Origin of the sequence: Moorella glycerini (assembly GCF_009735625.1) — a bacterium.
GTDB lineage: Bacteria > Bacillota > DSM-521 > Neomoorellales > Neomoorellaceae > Neomoorella > Neomoorella glycerini.
Window position 1 is genome coordinate 2,209,948 of sequence record NZ_CP046244.1, and the last position, 17,297, is coordinate 2,227,244.

Consider the following 17,297-nt stretch of genomic DNA (forward strand, 5'->3'; position numbering starts at 1 on the left):
ATGTCAGGTTATAGATACTTTGTTGCCATTCTTTGTTTGTTCATGCTGGCAGGTTCATTCATCCCGGTGGCCGCTGCTCAGGGGTTAACTAACCCGGGATTTCCAGGGATGGGTTTAGCGGGACAGGGGCCGGGTATGATGGCGGAACTGGTTACCGGCCAGACCTTCCGGGGCTTGCCCTTTCCGGAAGAGCGGCTGGCGGCAGTGCGCTTTACCGATACCCGCGGCCACTGGTCCTTTTTACCTGTCCTGCGCCTGGCGGCCCAGGGGATTATCCACGGCCGCGATGGGGGTTTGTTTGCTCCTGATGCGCCGGTAACCCGGGAAGAAGCTTTGAGCCTCCTGGCGCGGGCGGCGGGCTGGGAAGGGATAACCACTTCGCCGGCAGGAGGTTCACCTAATTCCCCCCTGGCCCTGGCCGCAGCCCGGGGCCTGTTAACGGACCAGGAAAAGGCTTTTGCCGCAGCAGACTGGCAGTTGCCGGCCCGGCGCCAGGAGGTGGCGGCCTGGGTAGGACGGGCTCTAGGTCTTACCCCCATAGCCGGAGGGTTGTATCCCTACCTGGCCGGTTTTACTGATGGAAATGAAGTAGATAGCCAGCTGGCGCCGTGGGTTGAAGCCGTCTTACAGCGGGGGTTAATGAGTGGAGTGGCAGCAGGTACCTTTGCACCACAGCGGGCCATGACCAGGGCGGAAATGGCGGCCCTCCTGGACCGGGTAGATAACGATCTGGCCGGACGTAGGGGTGCCCGGTGGGTCGAAGGCCAGGTTATGGAACGGACAGAAACTTGGTTGGGTAACAGGGAACTGCTTATAACCCTACGGGTAGCTACCTTTGCCGGTCCCATCATCAACCTGGAAATTAAAAAAGATGCCGGCGGGAATACCCTGGCTGATTTCCTCCTTTATAAAGACGGCCGCTTAACCCTGGGTCAAGAGTTGACTGGGGGCGAGGCAGTCCGGCTGATCCTCCAGGGGGAAAACGTCCTCCTGGCTGAAAGTACTGCCGGGCAGCAATACTTAAATGGCATGGTCCTGGCAGCCGGTGATAAAGAGTTGCTGCTGGTGGACGACCAGGGCCGGCAGTATCGCTATGGCCTCAGCCCCCACCTGGCGGCAGGAAGCGGGGGAGATAGCGGCGGCCTGCCCCTGCCGGGGCAGGTAGTCAACCTTGCGGTCCAGGATGGTACCGTTACCCGGATAGTCCCCCTGGATGGAACAGGTACGCCGGCTTACAGCCCGGGCGACACCAGGGTTGTTACCGGTTATCTGCGGGAGTCAGGGACTGATGCGATAGTAATAGTTAGTGCGGCCGGGAACGAAGAAACGGTCAAAATAACCGCGGCCACAGCCATTACCCGGTCCGGGCGCGCGATAATGCCCGGCGACTTGAAGACCGGTGACCCGGTCAAAGTCCAGGTTGATGCCGCCGGGCACGCCCTTGGAATCCAGGTGGGGAACAGTACCGGCCGCCTGGGCAGGATATTAAAAGGAAAGCTGGACCGGATAAATTCTTTTGATAATAAGCTTGTCCTCCGGGATACCAGGGAGTTTTACTATGGCAGCTGGCTACCTGGGGACCCCCTTCGCGCCGTGAACCTGACCCGGGAGGCGGCAGCTTCCCTGGCCGGTGCTTCCCGTGACCTGTTGGCACCTTATGGCCCTTATGCAGGTGAAGTGATTGTAGTCCTGGCAGGTGGTCCTCAAGGTGAGGTTGGAGTTAAGGCCGTAAAGCTGGATAACTCTACAAGGTTATATGAGGGCTACCTGGATTTTCTCTCCCTGGGGGGCAGGGAAATACGGCTGGCCAGTGCAAGGGACCCTGTTACCTTTAACCAGGAGAGTATAATCATTAAAAACGGCCGGCAGGTTGAGGCTGCCGACCTGGAGCCCGGCGATTACCTCTTTACGGTAGTGGAGCCGGTCCCCGGCGGTCGCCGGGCAGTACTGGTCTTCACGGAAGATATTTTACCCTCCTCCTGGCAACTCTACCGCGGGCGGATAGAATCCGTAGCTAAAGAAAGCTTCGCGCTGGAAGACGTGGAAGCGCTGGGTGGCGAGGCAGACCGGCCCTACGACTGGCAGGAAACAGACGATTATACCATGGAGTTCCGGCTGGCCTGGGAACCGGTAATTATGGGCCGCAACGGGCCTTTAAGCCGGGATGAGTTTACCTCCGGCCGCTTTACCGGTGAGTATAATGGCTACCAGGCCTATACCCTGGTACGGGGTGAGGAGGCCCATGGTCTCTTGCTGCTCCCCCCGAGTACAATTGGTCCCACCATGACCAGCCTGGGACGGCTGCAGGAAATCGACCAGGATAGCGGTCATTTAACGATAGCGGCCGTCCGGGACTGGAGCCCGGGCTACCGCAACTGGCAGAACCGGAACTATCCCCTGGAGGTTGAGGCCGGGAAGGCTCTGGTAATGAAGGGGAGGGCAATGGCCGCCCTGGAAGACCTGGCCCCTGGTGATAACGCCTATCTCATCCACGACCAGAAGCAGGCCCTGGTGGTAGTGGTTATAGATTAGGGGCTAACAACCTTGCCTTAAGTTCATGGCTGGCCGCTCCCCGAGGAGTTGGTGCGAGCTAGACAATGCCAGCCTGTGACAAAGTTATTTTGGTAGGAAGGTAGAGGTGGTTGGAGTGGTTCAAAACAGGCTAGGGGGCAAATTTTACTGGCTCACCTTTTGGGGTATATTCTTAACCATATATTTAGTTCAAGCCCTCCCGGCCGCTGCCGCCGACTTTTACCGCTACCAGGGCGGTATCAAGGGCGAAAAAGAATATGCCGAAGTCCTCTACCTTACCGGCGAGCCGGTCCTCTTGCAGGGCACGGTCCAGGAAACGACCGGCCCGGCCAGGGATGGCAAAACTACGAGCAGGGTTACCTTTACCCTGGAAAACAAGGAAAAGGCCATCAAGCTGAACCGGAGTTTTAGCTTTATAACGGAAATAGAAAAAAATGGACGCCAGGAAGTAAATACAACCAGGCTGGAACGCTTTAGCGAGACCATCACGATAGGACAGGACAGGTACGCCCTTCAGGATTTTCAATTCTCACGTTCGGAACTCCTGGACCACCAGCCGGCGGTTGTTTATCAAAGCGGCAACTGGACGGCCCGTAAAGTTTATAGCGTTAATAACGACCTGGCTAAGATAACTGTGGAAACCTGGGGGCATACGGTCGGCTACCGGCATGCCTGGGGCAGTACCGAGACCAGCCAGGAAGAAGGTACGGTGTTTTTTAGCGGCAAGGTGGCAATAGATAAAGAAACCTTTATTTCCACTACATGGAGCAGCAGCTTCCACCAGGACCTTTCTTACCACCGCTCCCGCTACCTGGAATACCAGGCCAATGAACCTTTGGCCATCAGCTTTCCGGGGGGCTACGTCGAGAATACCCGGACCACCGAAACCCTGCATTACCGGGGCAATTTTCCCGACCTGGAGAATGGCCTGCTGGCCAGCAGCCGGTGGCTGAAAAAAGAGGGTAGTTATGAATTAAAGAGCCTTCCCGGCAAAAAGTGGTTGCGGGTAGCGTACCTGGCCGACATCCGCGGCCACTGGGCCGAAGCGGATATCCGCCAGCTCTACGGTTTAGGCGCCTTGGGGGAAGAAGGAGATTATTTCCGGCCGGCGCTGCCCTTCTTCCGCGGCCAGTTTGCCCGGGCTCTGGTAGCCGTGCTGGACCTGCCCCTGCCGGCCGGACAATCAGGGTGGTCCCCGCTCCCGGGTACCGGGGGGCTGCCTTCCACCAGCCGCGGCTTTCCCGGCCAGGCCGGCCTGCCCGGGCAGATAGGGTCCCCGTTTGCCCGGCCTAACTTTCCCGGCCAGGCCGGGCAACCCTACGGCCAGCCGGTCTGGTCCGGCCAGTCGCCCCTGACCTATAACAGGCCGGGCCAGCCCGCCCTGCCCCAGGAAAAACCCCTCTTTGCCGATGTGGGCACGACTGACCCGGCTTATAAGTATTACCAAGCCGTCTATGAAGCGGGAGTAATGACCGGTACGGGGCCGGGTCTTTTTGGCCCTACCGAACCCCTGACCAGGGCCGAGGTCCTGGTTATCCTGGTGCGGGCCCTGGGCCTGGAAGGCCTGGCGCCGGCCGGCTATGTGCGGACCCCCTTCCAGGATGATTGGGATATACCTGCCTGGGCACGAACTGCCGTCTACGTGGCCAATAAAATCGGCCTGATCCAGGGTGACGAGTACGGCTTCCTGAAGCCCAACGAAACCCTTACCCGGGCAGAAGCGGCAGTACTTCTCAACCGCTTTATCCACTATCTCCAGGAGGAAATGACCGCCGATTACCGGGAGCGGGTGTTGAATTTTAACTAGTGCCCGGCAAGGCGATTTCATTGAATACTGGCCTTGGTTCTGATCATCTTTGTTGTAATATGCGCTTAACTTATGTTATCCTGTGAAAGGTAGGATCGCTATGCAGGTACAAACATCGCGCTTTGGGACAGTAGAGATCGATCCGGCAGAAATTTTAACCTTCCCTGACGGCATCCCGGCCTTTGAAAACCTGCGGGAGTTTTTCTTTTACCCTATCCCGGGAAACCCGGCCTTCACTTGGCTCCAGGCCGTTAACGACCCGGAAGTGGCTTTCCTGCTGGTCGACCCCTTTCTCTTTTTCCCGGGTTACGAGGTTGATATCCCCGACAGCCTGCAAAGAGAGATGGAGATTAAAAATGCTGGCGACGTCCTGGTCCTGGCCGTAGTGACCGTCCCTAACGGCGACGTCCGCCGGGCCACGGCCAACCTGGTGGGCCCCATGGTCATCAACAGGGTCACCCGCCTGGGCCGGCAGTTTGTCATGGAGGGCACCAAATATACCACCCGGCACCCCCTGTTCCGGTGATTTACTACCGGGTAGACTGCAGTAGTGTGAAACAATAGAAGGTGCCAAGGCCGGGCCGGTACGGCGCTATCAACGAATGATCCTGGTCTTTAAGGAGAGGGCAGGGTAATCGCCCCGGCATGACGCCTTGAAAAAGGAGCGGTAAGCAGTGCTTGTCTTAACCCGGCGGGTGAACGAAACCATCGTCATCGGTAACAAGATAAAAATCACGGTTATCAGCATCGAGGAAGATAAAATCCGCTTAGGGATAGACGCCCCGCCGGATATTCCCGTCGTCCGCCAGGAACTCCTGGCTGCCGTCCGGGACGAGAATAAAGCGGCGGCCAGGACTCCAGCAGTACCTGTCGTGAGCCTGCCTAAGAAAACGCCTGATTTTTAAGCCCGCAATGGGCCTTGTAAAATGAGTTTTACAGAGTAATTGAATATCTATCATTATCATGATATAATGGCTTCACAAAGTAAAGGGGAGGCAAGCGAGGTGCCTACAATAAGGCCTATTTCTGATTTGCGTAATAAGTTTCATGAAATAGCTGAAATATGTCATACTGAAGATGAGCCAGTTTTCATCACCCGTAACGGGGAGGGGGACCTGGTAGTGATGAGCCTGGCTCACTACGAAAGGCGAGAGGCTTTGTTAGATTTATACCGGAAGCTTGCTGAGGCAGAAGCTACTGCGGCTGCAGGTATGCAAGGAATTACTCACGAACAAATGATGAACAAACTACGGGAGAAAATTAATGGCCAAGCATAAAATAGTCTATCTCGCCCAGGCCCAGGAAGATTTATTAGACATTTTTGACTATATCAGGCGGGAACGTCCTCAGGCTGCTGAACGTATCCTGCAATTATTTGACAAGAAAATAAGCCATCTTGCCGATTTTCCCCTTATGGGATGCAGGCCCCGGGATGAACGCTTAAAGAAACTAGGTTACCGGGTATTAATTGTAGATAATTACCTGGTTTTTTATGTAGTTAAGGAAAACATGGTGGAAATACGCAGGGTTATTCATGGCCGCCGGCGTTATGCTTTTCTTTTGCAGGATGATTGAAATACTATCCTGGCCTCAGGTGTGTTATGGGTGCTATGTCAAAAGTAGAAATTAGGCGCGTAATAAACTTGACACATAAGGGATATTTGGTTCCAATTTTGGCCAGTTCCCTAAGCTTTGCTCCACAAGAAAATCTTACTTTAACCCCTCCAGCCCTGCCGTAAAATGTCGATTAAATATCAGGGAAAGGTAGTTAGAAGAGAAGAGATAATTTATAAGGCACTCAAAATACCTTAATATGGATCGAAGGAAGGTATATTCTGTTGCACATTTTAGTAACCGGCGCCGGCGGTTTTATCGGTTCGCACCTTACTGAAAGACTTGTCAAAGAGGGACATAAGGTACGGGCCTTTGTCCATTATAATTCCCGCAATACATGGGGGTGGTTGGAGGAGAGTGAAGTCAAAGACGATATTGAAGTCTTTGCCGGTGATATCCGTGATTATGACAGCGTCAGAGCTTCATTACGGGGAATAGAAGTAGTATTCCACCTGGCGGCCTTAATAGGGATTCCCTATTCTTATATCACGCCAGTTGCTTATATAAAGACGAATGTTGAAGGTACTTACAATATTTGCCAGGCAGCGAGGGAAGAAGGCCTGAGAAGGGTCGTTCATACTTCTACCTCGGAAGTTTATGGAACGGCCCGGTATGTACCTATTGATGAAAATCACCCCCTCCAGGCCCAATCACCCTATGCTGCCAGTAAGATTGGCGCCGACCAGCTGGCCCTGAGTTTTTACCGGTCTTTTGATTTACCGGTAACTATAATCCGGCCCTTTAACACCTACGGGCCACGCCAGTCAGCCCGGGCCGTTATCCCTACGATTATCACCCAGCTATTAAGTGGCCAGGAGGAGATCCGGCTGGGCAATTTGGCACCGACGAGGGACTTTAACTTCGTTGAAGACACAGTGAACGGCTTTATTACAGCAGGTTTTTCACCACGGACGGTAGGCGAAGTAGTTAACATCGGGAGCGGCCGAGAAATAAGCATCGGCGAGCTGGTTGAGCTGATAGGACAATTGATTGGGACAAAGGTGAAAGTCCGGGTGGAGGCGGAACGTTACCGCCCTGAAGCGAGCGAAGTAGAGCGTTTATGCTGTGATAACCGCAAAGCGAACCGGCTGGCAGTATGGCAACCAAAATTCTCCTTAAGCGAAGGATTGGCAATAACAATCGATTGGTTTAAAAATCGCCTGGCTTTATATAAAGCCGGGCAATATAACGTATAAGGCGGCGCCTTATTGATGCAGGAAATTAAGATACCGCTGGACTGGCCCGATATCGGTGAATTAGAGAAGGAATATATCTTAAAAGCTTTAGAAAGCGGCTATGTCTCTTCGGCAGGCCCCCTGGTAAGGGAGTTTGAGCAGCGATTTGCCGCTTATTTGGGTATCAACCATGCCGTGGCCGTTGTCAACGGCACGGCCGGCCTGCACCTGGCCCTGAAATTATTGGGAATCGGGCCCGGGGACGAAGTTATTGTGCCTGCCCTTACCTTCATTGCCACGGTGAATCCGGTCGTATACGTCGGCGCCAGGCCGGTAGTGGTCGACGTTGATCCCCGGACGTGGAACATTGATCCCGCCGCGATAGAAAAAGCCATTACCAAGCGTACACGGGCGATAATACCGGTCCACCTTTACGGCAACCCGGCCGATATGGACGCCATCCTGGGATTGGCCCGGGAGTATGGGTTGTATATCATCGAAGATGCAACCGAAGCCTTGGGCTCAACCTATAAAGGAAAGAAAGCAGGTACCTTTGGCCAGGTAGGCGTTTTTAGCTTCAACGGCAATAAAATTATCACTACCGGCGGCGGGGGGATGCTGGTAACAGAGGACCCGGAACTGGCCCGCAGGGCCAGAATCCTGGTCAACCAGGGCCGGGAACCGGGGGAAACCGAGTATGAGCATAAGGAAATAGGCTTCAATTACCGGTTGACCAACCTCCAGGCGGCCCTGGGCCTGGCCCAGCTGGAACGCCTGCCGGAATTTTTGGCGACTAAAAGACGCAATGCAGCGATTTATCGCCGGGAATTGCAAGGTATCCCCGGAGTTGACTGGCAAGAGGAACTCCCTGGTACAGAGAGTAACTGGTGGTTATTTTCTATATTGATTAATGCAGAAAAGTATGGTGAAAGCAGGGAAGCCTTAATGGCCAGGTTAAGTGGCCGTGGCATTCAATTTCGCCCTCTTTTTAAACCTATTCCTTTGCAACCATGTTATAGTCACTACTCTTTCCCTCCCTGTCCTGTGGCAGTAAATTTATATGCTAAGGGAATAAACTTGCCGAGTGCCAGTTTTCTCGAGAAAGATGATATTATGGCTGTCTGTGCCAATTTATTTCCCAGGTGAAATTTATGCCTCTACCTATAATCCTCATTGGCGGCGGGGGACATGCCCTGGTGATTGTTGATATTATTGAATTAAGTGGTGCCTATTGTATTGTAGGCTTCACAGATTTGCAGGAAAAATGTGTCATTGCCGGCTACGGCTTGACTTATCTGGGGAACGATGACGTGTTACCGGGATTGATCAAAGAAGGTATAACTAAAGCGGCTATTGGCGTGGGCGGCTTTAATAATAACTTGCGTCGAAAGCTATATAGCAGGTGCTTGAACCTCGGTTTCGATTTGCCAACGTTATGCCACCCCCTGGCAATAGTAGCTCGTGGGGCTTCAATTGGCGGTGGGACGGTTATCATGGCGGGTTCGATAATTAACCCGGGAGTAACCGTTAATGAAAATGTTATTATCAATACAGGAGCTATTGTGGAGCATGACTGTAAGATTGGGCATTCGGCCCAGATAGGACCCGGGGCAATCTTATGCGGTAATGTGATAGTAGGAGAAGAAGCCTTCATAGGGGCCGGGGCATGTATTATCCAGGGCGTTAATGTCGGGGCGGGAGCTTTTATTGGTGCCGGTGCAGTAGTGACTAAAGACGTGCCGCCGGGAGCAACAGTTGTGGGTAATCCTGCCCGGATTATAAGAGGTGCAAATTAATCATTTTATGGAGCGATACTATGAGAAAAATAATGGTCTTTACCGCGACGAGGGCGGAGTACGGTCTGCTGAAACCCGTTATCCGCCGGCTCGCTGCAAGCCCCCACTGCGAGCCCATACTTGTTGCCGGCGGGGATCATTTGAGTGAAATAAAAGGCCACACTATCGAAGAAATAATAAATGATGGTTTTGAAGTGAAGGACACCATCATTAATACCTGTCTGGGAGACACCCCTGTCGATATTGCCAAAGCAATTGCCCTGGCGACAAGTAAATTTGCTGAAATTGTCGCAAGACAAAAACCAGATTTATTATTACTCCTAGGTGATCGCTACGAATTATTTGCCCCTGCGACATGCGCCCTTCTTTATCGTATCCCCATTGCTCATATCGGAGGGGGAGAAACGACTTTCGGAGTGCTGGATGAACAGGTCCGCCATGCTTTAACGAAAATGGCCCATCTCCATTTTGTTTCAACCTGGGAATATGGCTGGCGCATCAGGCAAATGGGTGAAGAAGCATGGCGTATTTTTATCGTAGGTGCTCCTGGAGTTGAAAATATAAGGCGAACAGACTTCATGTCACCTGAGGAAATATATGACAAATTTGATATAAACCCTGCTTTACCCACATTACTAATTACTTATCACCCTGAAACTTTAACAAATACTCAAGAACCAGTTAAACAAATTAAGGAACTTATAGCAGCATTAAAGGAATTTCCCGAATACCAGCAGGTAATCACTTATCCGGGGACAGAAGTGGGATATTTAAGCGTTATCGAAGCCTGGAAAGAATATGCGGCCGGTAAATCTAACGTAAAATTATATCCCAGTTTAGGGTCCCGTGGTTATCTGGGTATGATGCGCCTGGCTGCCGCGGTAGTGGGGAATTCTTCTAGCGGCATAATTGAAGCGCCTAGTTTTCATGTCCCTACTGTTAATATCGGTGATAGGCAGAAAGGGAGGATTAAGGCTGCGAGTGTTATTGATGTAGCCGGAGATAAAGAATCAATAGTAGCCAGCCTCAATAAAGCATTAAAAGATCAGGAGTTTCGCCGCGGCTTATCAAATATAACCAATCCCTATGACCCATACGGTGATGGGGATGTGAGCGGGCGTATTGTTAAAGTATTACGAACCATTCCACTGGATCGTAAGCTATTAGAAAAACATCTTGAGTTTCCTCTTCCTGAAGAAGAGAGGAATTATCATGTTCAATAGGGTTTTCATCATTGCCGAAGCGGGCGTCAACCATAATGGCGATTTGCAGTTGGCTAAGAAATTAGTAGATGCGGCAGTACAATCAGGGGCAGATGCCGTAAAGTTTCAGACTTTCAAAGCTGAAGACGTAGTTACACCCGGCGCCGAGCGGGCCCAATATCAAAAAGATAACATGCCTGAAAAAGACGAAAGCCAGCTGGAGATGATTAAACGGCTGGAATTGAGCTACGCCCAATTTCGGGAGCTTTATGCTTATTGCCGGCATAAGGGAATTATATTTCTTTCTTCTCCCTTCGACCAGGAAAGCATTGATTTTCTGGCCGCACTGGGAGTGCCTTATTTTAAAATCCCTTCGGGTGAAATAACCAACTATCCCTTCTTGCGTCGCATCGCCGGGAAAAAGCGGCCGGTTATCCTTTCTACCGGCATGGCGACCCTGGGTGAAGTAGAGGGAGCATTGAGGGTTTTACGGGAAGCCGGGGCAACAGATATTACCCTCTTGCATTGCACCACCAATTACCCGGCCCTGCCGGAGGAGGTAAATTTAAGGGCCATGCTTACCATGAGGCAGGCCTTTGCTTTGCCGGTGGGTTATTCAGATCACACCATAGGAATTGCCATACCCATAGCGGCAGTGGCCTTGGGGGCAGAAGTGATTGAGAAGCATTTAACCTTAGATCGTACCTTCCCCGGCCCGGACCACCGCGCCTCCCTGGAACCGGGAGAATTTAAAGAAATGGTCGCGGCCATCCGCCAGGTAGAAAAAAGCCTGGGGGACGGCATCAAACGGCCCGCGCCGGGCGAACTGGCCGTCATGCCGGCGGCCAGGCGCAGCCTGGTGGCAGCAAGGGACATAGCCGCCGGGGAAATAATCACGGAATCCTGCCTGACCGCCAAAAGGCCGGGGACAGGCATCCCGCCGAATTTCTGGGACGTAGTGGTGGGCCGGCAGGCCCGCCGGGATATTGCCGCCGGGAGTATTTTAAGCTGGGATATGATTTAAAAGGATAAGGGGTTAACCATGGGCTGGCATGATGATAAACTGAAGGATATCTGGGCCCTGCCCGGGGAGAGCCTGAAGCTAGCCCTGCCGCGGATGGACAGGGCCGGCCTGCAGGTACTTTTAGTAGGAGATACAGAAAGGCATCTCCTCGGCATCATCACTGACGGCGACATTCGCCGGGCGCTGCTGCGGGGCGAAAGCCTGGACATCCCCGTAGAGCAGGTCATGCAGGCGCGGCCCAGGGTTCTGCTGGCCGGTGTGCCTTTAGATGCGGCGCGAAGGTTGATGTTGAGCCATAATATTCGTCATATTCCCCTGGTAAATAACGAACACCAGGTAGTGGATCTGCTCCTATGGATAGATTTATTCGGGGGTAAGGTGGAGGCGAGGCCGGAACCGGTGGTCATTATGGCCGGCGGCAAGGGTACCCGGCTGGACCCCTTTACCAAGATTTTACCCAAACCGATGATCCCCCTTGGCGATAAGCCGATAGTAGAAGTTTTAATGGATAGATTTTATGACCAGGGATTTTCGCAGTTTATTCTTTCAGTGGGCTATAAAGCTGAAGTAGTAAAGTTATATTTTAACGATAGCAACGGCCGGCCGTACAAAGTAAATTTTGTCCAGGAAGAAGAACCCCTGGGGACCGCCGGCGCCCTGGGGCTCCTGCGGCAGCAGCTTCAGGGAACCTTTCTGGTGACCAACTGCGACGTTATTATTGAGATGAATTACGGGGAATTGCTGCGTTACCATCAAGAGAAAGGGAATGCCTTGACTATAGTGGGAGCCCTGCGGGATTTTACCATTCCATACGGCGTTTTGCGTACCGAGGCCGGGGAATTTCACCAGATAGAAGAGAAGCCCAGTTTTCATTTTCTGGTCAACACCGGCCTGTATGTGCTGGAACCCGAGATTTTAGAGGGCCTTGATAATAGTTCTTTCATACATATGACGGATTTAATTATGGCCACCAAAGATAAAGGCCTGCGGGTGGGGGTATACCCCCACCATGGTCGCTGGTTCGATATCGGCCAGTGGGACGAGTACCGCCAGACCCTGCGGGCCTTTGACGGGCTGATATAAGACAACTGCCGATGGTTTCTTGGGAGGCAAAGATAACAGGCGCATTGATAGTCTTGCCCTGCGGTATATTGCGGCGGGTTGTGCGGTGGGCTCCGGGTTGGCGGTCACATTGGCAGTTCCAATCCGCGGCATGAAATATCCCGGCCGAACGGGTCAGGCGGGTTGGCGGTCGTAGGGGCAGCCCATATTTGCAGGTGGAAAGGAGAAAATATCGGTGTATCAAGGCAAAACCATCCTCGGTTTTATCCCCGCTCGGGCCGGTTCGAAAGGCGTGCCTGGGAAAAACATCAGGCCCCTGGCAGGGAAGCCTCTGATTGTCCACACCATCGAGGCCGCTAGGGCCAGCGGCATTTTCGACTGCCTGCTGGTCTCGACTGACGGCGAAGAGATCGCCAGGATAGCCAGGGAAGCCGGGGCGGAAGTGCCGTTCATGCGCCCGCCGGAACTGGCCAACGATACGGCCTGCGGAATCGACGTCCTGGCCCACGCCATGGCCTGGTGTGAAGAACACGGGCGCCTTTATGATTGGGTAATGGTCTTGCAGCCAACCAGCCCGTTACGTAGTGTGGACGACATCCTGGGAGCCTGCCGGTTAATGCTGGAACGCAAAGCCAGGGCAGTTGTTTCCGTATGCGAAGTTGATCATCACCCCTGGTGGAGCAATACCCTTCCTGAGGATTTAAACATGGAAAACTTCCTCCGGACTGAAGCTTTGAATTTGAACCGGCAGGAACTGCCAGTTTTTTATCGGTTAAACGGGGCGATATATCTGGGCGAATGGGAGTTTTGTAAAAAGGAAAGCTCCTTTTATGGTCCGGGCACTTATGCCTATATTATGCCCAAAGAGCGGTCGGTGGATATTGACGAATCGGTTGACTTTGTTGTGGCAGAGACATTAATAAAAATACAAAGAAATGGTATATAATGCCAAGGATTGCCGTTTGCCTTGTTCCTCACCACGGGTTAAAACGCAGATAACCTCCGCAGGGGCAGGCAATTCCTATATGCATCCTATCAGGTTTGTAATTATGAGTTTATTACACACTAACCGGAATATTTACTATGCTAACGAATTAAGTGAGGTTATTATAAAGGGATGAGCATATTTGATGGAGGTGTATAATAAAACTGATTGGGCTAAATGTTTTTCGATAAATGACGATAACTAAAGATGCGAGCATATAATTTGTAAATGTATTGCAGGAGGTGATGCCACCAGAAAGAGTGAACGCTTATAATAACTCATAGTACTCATAGTTTTACTGTATCTGTTGCTAAACTAACTTAAAATGGCAGGGATGCCAAAATTAAAGTCAAGGAGGATGAATGTACATGCGTATCAACCAGAATATTTCGGCCCTCAATGCCTACCGGAACCTAACGGTTACCAATAACGCCCTGACCAAGTCCATGGAGAAACTTTCTTCGGGCTTACGGATTAACCGGGCTGCCGACGATGCCGCCGGATTGGCCATCAGCGAGAAAATGCGCGGCCAGATCAGAGGTCTCAATCAAGCAATTCGCAATGCCCAGGACGGCATCTCACTAATTCAGACAGCCGAAGGGGCACTAAATGAAACCCACAGTATTTTACAGCGTATGCGGGAACTGGCAGTGCAGGCGGCCAATGATACCAATACTACTACGGACCGCTGGGAGATCCAGAAGGAAATAAACCAGCTATCAGAAGAATTGACACGTATTGCCAATACGACTGAATTCAATACCAAGAACCTGTTGGGCGGTAGTTTTAATGGTACATTCCAGATTGGAGCCAATCAAGGGCAAAGTATTACCCTTGAAATCAACGGGATGACGTCTAGTGACCTTAAGACAAATAATGAGAAGGCCGTAGGTGCCTACGTTGAAATTTCTCCAGCAAAAGGTTCGAACTTAACTATTGCTTCTGGTGCACAAGATGGGATGTATACCATTGAAGTTAGCTCTGGGGCAAGTAATAAAATATTATTAACGTTAAAGAATGAAGCGGGCAGTTCTATAGCTACTGCGAGCGGTGCTAGCAATGCGAGTTACATTAGGGTTTCTGGTGGAAACATTGGCCTTACTATAAAGGTATCAGGCGGTTTCAGAGCAGAAGGATTTACCTCAGGAACTGCTGCCAAGATCTATGTGGTTGGCAAGGACAAGGGTATCAGTGTCATTACGGCAACAGACGCCAATAACGCTATTACAACCATAAATAACGCTATCGAAATGGTATCAGCCGAGCGTGCCAAACTGGGTGCCTATCAAAACCGCCTGGAGCATACAATTGCCAACCTGGGCACGGCGGCGGAAAACCTGACGGCGGCCGAGTCGCGTATCCGCGACCTGGATATGGCCCAGGAAATGATGGCCTTTACCAGGAATCAGATCTTGAGCCAGGCCGGTACGGCTATGCTGGCCCAGGCCAACGCCCAGCCGCAGACCGTGCTGCAACTGCTGCGGTAACCGTGAAGCGAAATTTTATAATTAAAGAAAGCCGGCCTGAAAGGCCGGCTTTCTTTGAAAGCCGGGGGAAAGATGCGATTAATATTTGATGATGCGGAAATAACCCTGACAGAAGCGACCATAGAAGAAGTGTTACAAGAAGTGGCCCTTCTTACCCGCCAGGCTAATGAAGGGGGCCGCGTTGTGGCCCATATCCTGGTGGACGGCCAGGACGTAGCCGATCTGGAGGCTTTCCTCCGGGGGCGTGTATACCCGCCGCCGGAAGTTATTAAGATTACAACCCTTACCCCCTCTACCCTGGTAAACGAGGCGATAAGCACTGCCCTTACTTTTCTTCCATCTTTGCACGAAGATATACTGCAGAAAGCCGCCAAGTTAATTCAAGGGCAAAATATCAGCGGCGATTCCTGGGCGCGATTCCTGGAAGGTCTGGACTGGTTGAACTCTTTGCTTGCCGGCGTAATGCAGCACCGTCCTTTAGCTGAGCCTAAAAAGAAGGAAGTTTCTTTCCTGGCGGAAGAATTGCGGCAGTCCGTAAAGGAAATGGCGGCTGCCTGGGAGCAGGAGGATGTGGTAGGGCTGGCTGATGCCCTGGAGTACCGGCTGGCACCATTGATAGATGATTGCCTGGCATTTTTAACCTCATTGAGCAGCGAGGGGGAGCGCCGGTGAATCCAGCAGCCAGCCTGATTTATCGCAAAAACGCCCGCCTGTTACAAAGGTATAGCCCGGAGCTGTTTCGCGACCTGGAAAAGGCAAGTTTACCTGATAATTGGCAAGTCATTCTGTCCCGCAGCGGGGAACCCACGGTGATAGTTATTACCCCGGACCAGGAATTCGCCCTGCATAGCCGCTATGATCCGAAACGGGAGGGTGAAACCTGGGCCGGGAGTATTAACGCCGATGCTGAGATGCTGGTCATCCTGGGCCTTGGCCTGGGCTATCACCTGGAGGCATTGCGACAGCTGTATCCCCGGAAAACTATTCTGGTGCTGGAACCGCAGCTGGAGGCTGTCAAGCTCGCTTTTGCCACCCGGGATATGAGCAGCCTTCTTAAAAGTGGCCAGTTCTACCTCTTAGTTGTACCTGACCCGGGGGATGCGGCAGCCCAACTAGCCGCCATCCTGGCGGAAAACGCCGGGAAAAAGATATCTTTAGAAGCCCTGCCGGCTTACCAGAAGATTTATAAAGAATACTGGCACCATGTATGCCAGGAGGTCACCGACAGGCTACGACAGCGCCGGGTCAACTGGGCCACAACGGAAAACTTTATGTACCAGTGGCTGCTGAACTATCGCCGTAATTTTTTCTCCTATGTAAACGCACCGGGAGTGAACTGCCTTTTTGATGCTTTTAACGGCAGGCCGGCGATAATCGTTGCTGCCGGGCCATCGCTGGAAAAAAATATCCACCTCTTACCTACACTTAAGGAAAAAGCCCTGATCCTGGCAGCCGGGTCTGCCATCAGGGTTCTGGAGAAAAACGGTATTAAGCCCCACCTCCTGGTTTCTTTTGACCCGGGAGAAGCCAATTACCAGCACTTTGCCGGTTTTGATGGGAGCGGGATTCCCCTGGTTTACGCGCCGGTCATCTTCCCCCGCATTATCCAGGAGTACTGGGGACCGCTTTTAAGCTGCGAACTGAATGTATCCCCTTTTATTGAGTGGTTTGACGAGAAAATAGGCGACAAAAAAGGCATCCTCATCAGCGGGCCTTCGGTAGCCAACGTTTGCCTCGACCTGGCGGTGAAACTGGGAGCCAATCCTATTATCCTTGTAGGGCAGGACCTGGCCTTTACCAATAATAAAACCCATGCCGACGGCGCCAGGCACCAGCAGAGTATCGATCCTGAAAAAGGCAAGTATATCTGGGTAGAAGATATTTATGGCGGCAAGGTACCTACCACTACAGCCTTTTATTCTATGCTGGTCTGGTTCGAGCAGTATTTGCGGGCTTTAGAGGGGAAACGCCTGGTGATTGATGCTACCGAAGGTGGCGCCCGCATCCGGGGGACAGAAGTTATGCCCCTCCGGGAGGCTGCCGAGCGTTATCTTGAGAAGGAGTTTGCTCCGGAGAAAATAATCGCGGAAAGGGTTGCCGGTTACTTACCGCCCGGTCCTGAGCAAATGCGTCGGTTACAAGAGGCGCTGGATGAACTCGGTGCCTCCCGCGAAGAACTGGGGTCCTGTTTTGAAGAGGGGATAAAGGTAGCCCGGAGTTTGCTGGAAAAATGCCAGAAGAGAACGGTAAAACCAGCCAACTATGAAAGGGCCAGGAGAAAATTTGCGAGCCTGGACCGCCGCATAACGCAAAATATTTTTTACCGCCTATTTATTATCCAGGGCCTGGCAGCCCGCATCGATGCCATCAACCGGGTTCTTAGCGAAAGGCTAAACGAAGAAAGGGATTTGCCCGCCAAAGGGGAAAAGCTTGCTTCCTTATATTTAACATTCTTCACCGAGGTCGAGCGCTATGCCGGCTATACCGGGGCTTTGTTAAAAGAGATAGCGGCAGAACTTGAGGAACGGGAAAAAGGGATGGCAAATGTTAAGGCGCGGGGGCCGGCCTAAGCAAAATCGGCGATAGTATTCTGGCAGTTTGCTCCAAAACGCC

General features: G+C 52.2%; 16 protein-coding genes. All 16 read left to right on the forward strand.

The window, feature by feature from the left end; genetic code table 11:
• Positions 1-2,532, forward strand: coding sequence for an S-layer homology domain-containing protein (locus MGLY_RS10950; RefSeq protein ID WP_156273797.1), 2,532 nt, complete (start codon positions 1-3; stop codon positions 2,530-2,532).
• Between the two features lie 106 nt (positions 2,533-2,638).
• Positions 2,639-4,339 carry an S-layer homology domain-containing protein gene (locus MGLY_RS10955; RefSeq protein WP_156273799.1) on the forward strand — a complete coding sequence of 567 codons (1,701 nt, stop codon included), beginning with the start codon at positions 2,639-2,641 and terminating at the stop codon, positions 4,337-4,339.
• 100 nt (positions 4,340-4,439) lie between these two features.
• Positions 4,440-4,865: a flagellar assembly protein FliW gene (gene fliW / locus MGLY_RS10960; protein WP_156273801.1), complete on the forward strand. Its 426-nt coding sequence runs from the start codon at positions 4,440-4,442 to the stop codon at positions 4,863-4,865.
• Positions 4,866-5,013: 148 nt separating this feature from the next.
• Positions 5,014-5,244 carry a carbon storage regulator CsrA gene (gene csrA, locus MGLY_RS10965; protein WP_156273803.1) on the forward strand — a complete coding sequence of 77 codons (231 nt, stop codon included), beginning with the start codon at positions 5,014-5,016 and terminating at the stop codon, positions 5,242-5,244.
• A gap of 99 nt (positions 5,245-5,343) precedes the next feature.
• Positions 5,344-5,616, forward strand: coding sequence for a type II toxin-antitoxin system prevent-host-death family antitoxin (locus tag MGLY_RS10970; protein ID WP_156273805.1), 273 nt, complete (start codon positions 5,344-5,346; stop codon positions 5,614-5,616).
• A complete protein-coding gene (locus MGLY_RS10975) occupies positions 5,603-5,914 on the forward strand; it encodes a type II toxin-antitoxin system RelE/ParE family toxin (protein ID WP_156273807.1) in 312 nt (103 codons plus the stop codon). The genes MGLY_RS10970 and MGLY_RS10975 overlap by 14 nt, the downstream gene beginning before the upstream one ends.
• A gap of 263 nt (positions 5,915-6,177) precedes the next feature.
• The gene (locus MGLY_RS10980) at positions 6,178-7,149 is read left to right on the forward strand and encodes an NAD-dependent 4,6-dehydratase LegB (protein ID WP_156273809.1); all 972 of its coding nucleotides are present in this window, start codon (positions 6,178-6,180) and stop codon (positions 7,147-7,149) included.
• 15 nt (positions 7,150-7,164) lie between these two features.
• The gene (locus MGLY_RS10985) at positions 7,165-8,274 is read left to right on the forward strand and encodes a LegC family aminotransferase (protein WP_156276373.1); all 1,110 of its coding nucleotides are present in this window, start codon (positions 7,165-7,167) and stop codon (positions 8,272-8,274) included.
• A gap of 5 nt (positions 8,275-8,279) precedes the next feature.
• Positions 8,280-8,924: an acetyltransferase gene (locus MGLY_RS10990; protein ID WP_156273811.1), complete on the forward strand. Its 645-nt coding sequence runs from the start codon at positions 8,280-8,282 to the stop codon at positions 8,922-8,924.
• Positions 8,925-8,956: 32 nt separating this feature from the next.
• The gene (neuC, locus tag MGLY_RS10995) at positions 8,957-10,147 is read left to right on the forward strand and encodes a UDP-N-acetylglucosamine 2-epimerase (protein WP_246187487.1); all 1,191 of its coding nucleotides are present in this window, start codon (positions 8,957-8,959) and stop codon (positions 10,145-10,147) included.
• Positions 10,137-11,150 (forward strand): N-acetylneuraminate synthase, encoded by a 1,014-nt coding sequence (gene neuB, locus MGLY_RS11000; protein ID WP_156273815.1) that lies wholly within the window; start codon positions 10,137-10,139, stop codon positions 11,148-11,150. The genes neuC and neuB overlap by 11 nt, the downstream gene beginning before the upstream one ends.
• An 18-nt stretch (positions 11,151-11,168) precedes the next feature.
• A complete protein-coding gene (locus tag MGLY_RS11005; protein ID WP_156273817.1) occupies positions 11,169-12,233 on the forward strand; it encodes a nucleotidyltransferase family protein in 1,065 nt (354 codons plus the stop codon).
• A 214-nt stretch (positions 12,234-12,447) separates the two neighbouring features.
• On the forward strand, positions 12,448-13,158 hold the full coding sequence (locus MGLY_RS11010) for an acylneuraminate cytidylyltransferase family protein (RefSeq protein ID WP_156273819.1): 711 nt from the start codon (positions 12,448-12,450) through the stop codon (positions 13,156-13,158).
• Positions 13,159-13,565: 407 nt separating this feature from the next.
• Entirely contained in the window at positions 13,566-14,684 is a 1,119-nt protein-coding gene (locus tag MGLY_RS11015; RefSeq protein ID WP_156273821.1) for a flagellin N-terminal helical domain-containing protein, read from the forward strand.
• A 72-nt stretch (positions 14,685-14,756) separates the two neighbouring features.
• A complete protein-coding gene (locus MGLY_RS11020) occupies positions 14,757-15,356 on the forward strand; it encodes a DUF8042 domain-containing protein (RefSeq protein ID WP_156273823.1) in 600 nt (199 codons plus the stop codon).
• Entirely contained in the window at positions 15,308-17,254 is a 1,947-nt protein-coding gene (locus tag MGLY_RS11025) for a motility associated factor glycosyltransferase family protein (RefSeq protein WP_170291037.1), read from the forward strand. The genes MGLY_RS11020 and MGLY_RS11025 overlap by 49 nt, the downstream gene beginning before the upstream one ends.
• The last annotated feature ends 43 nt before the right edge of the window (positions 17,255-17,297 follow it).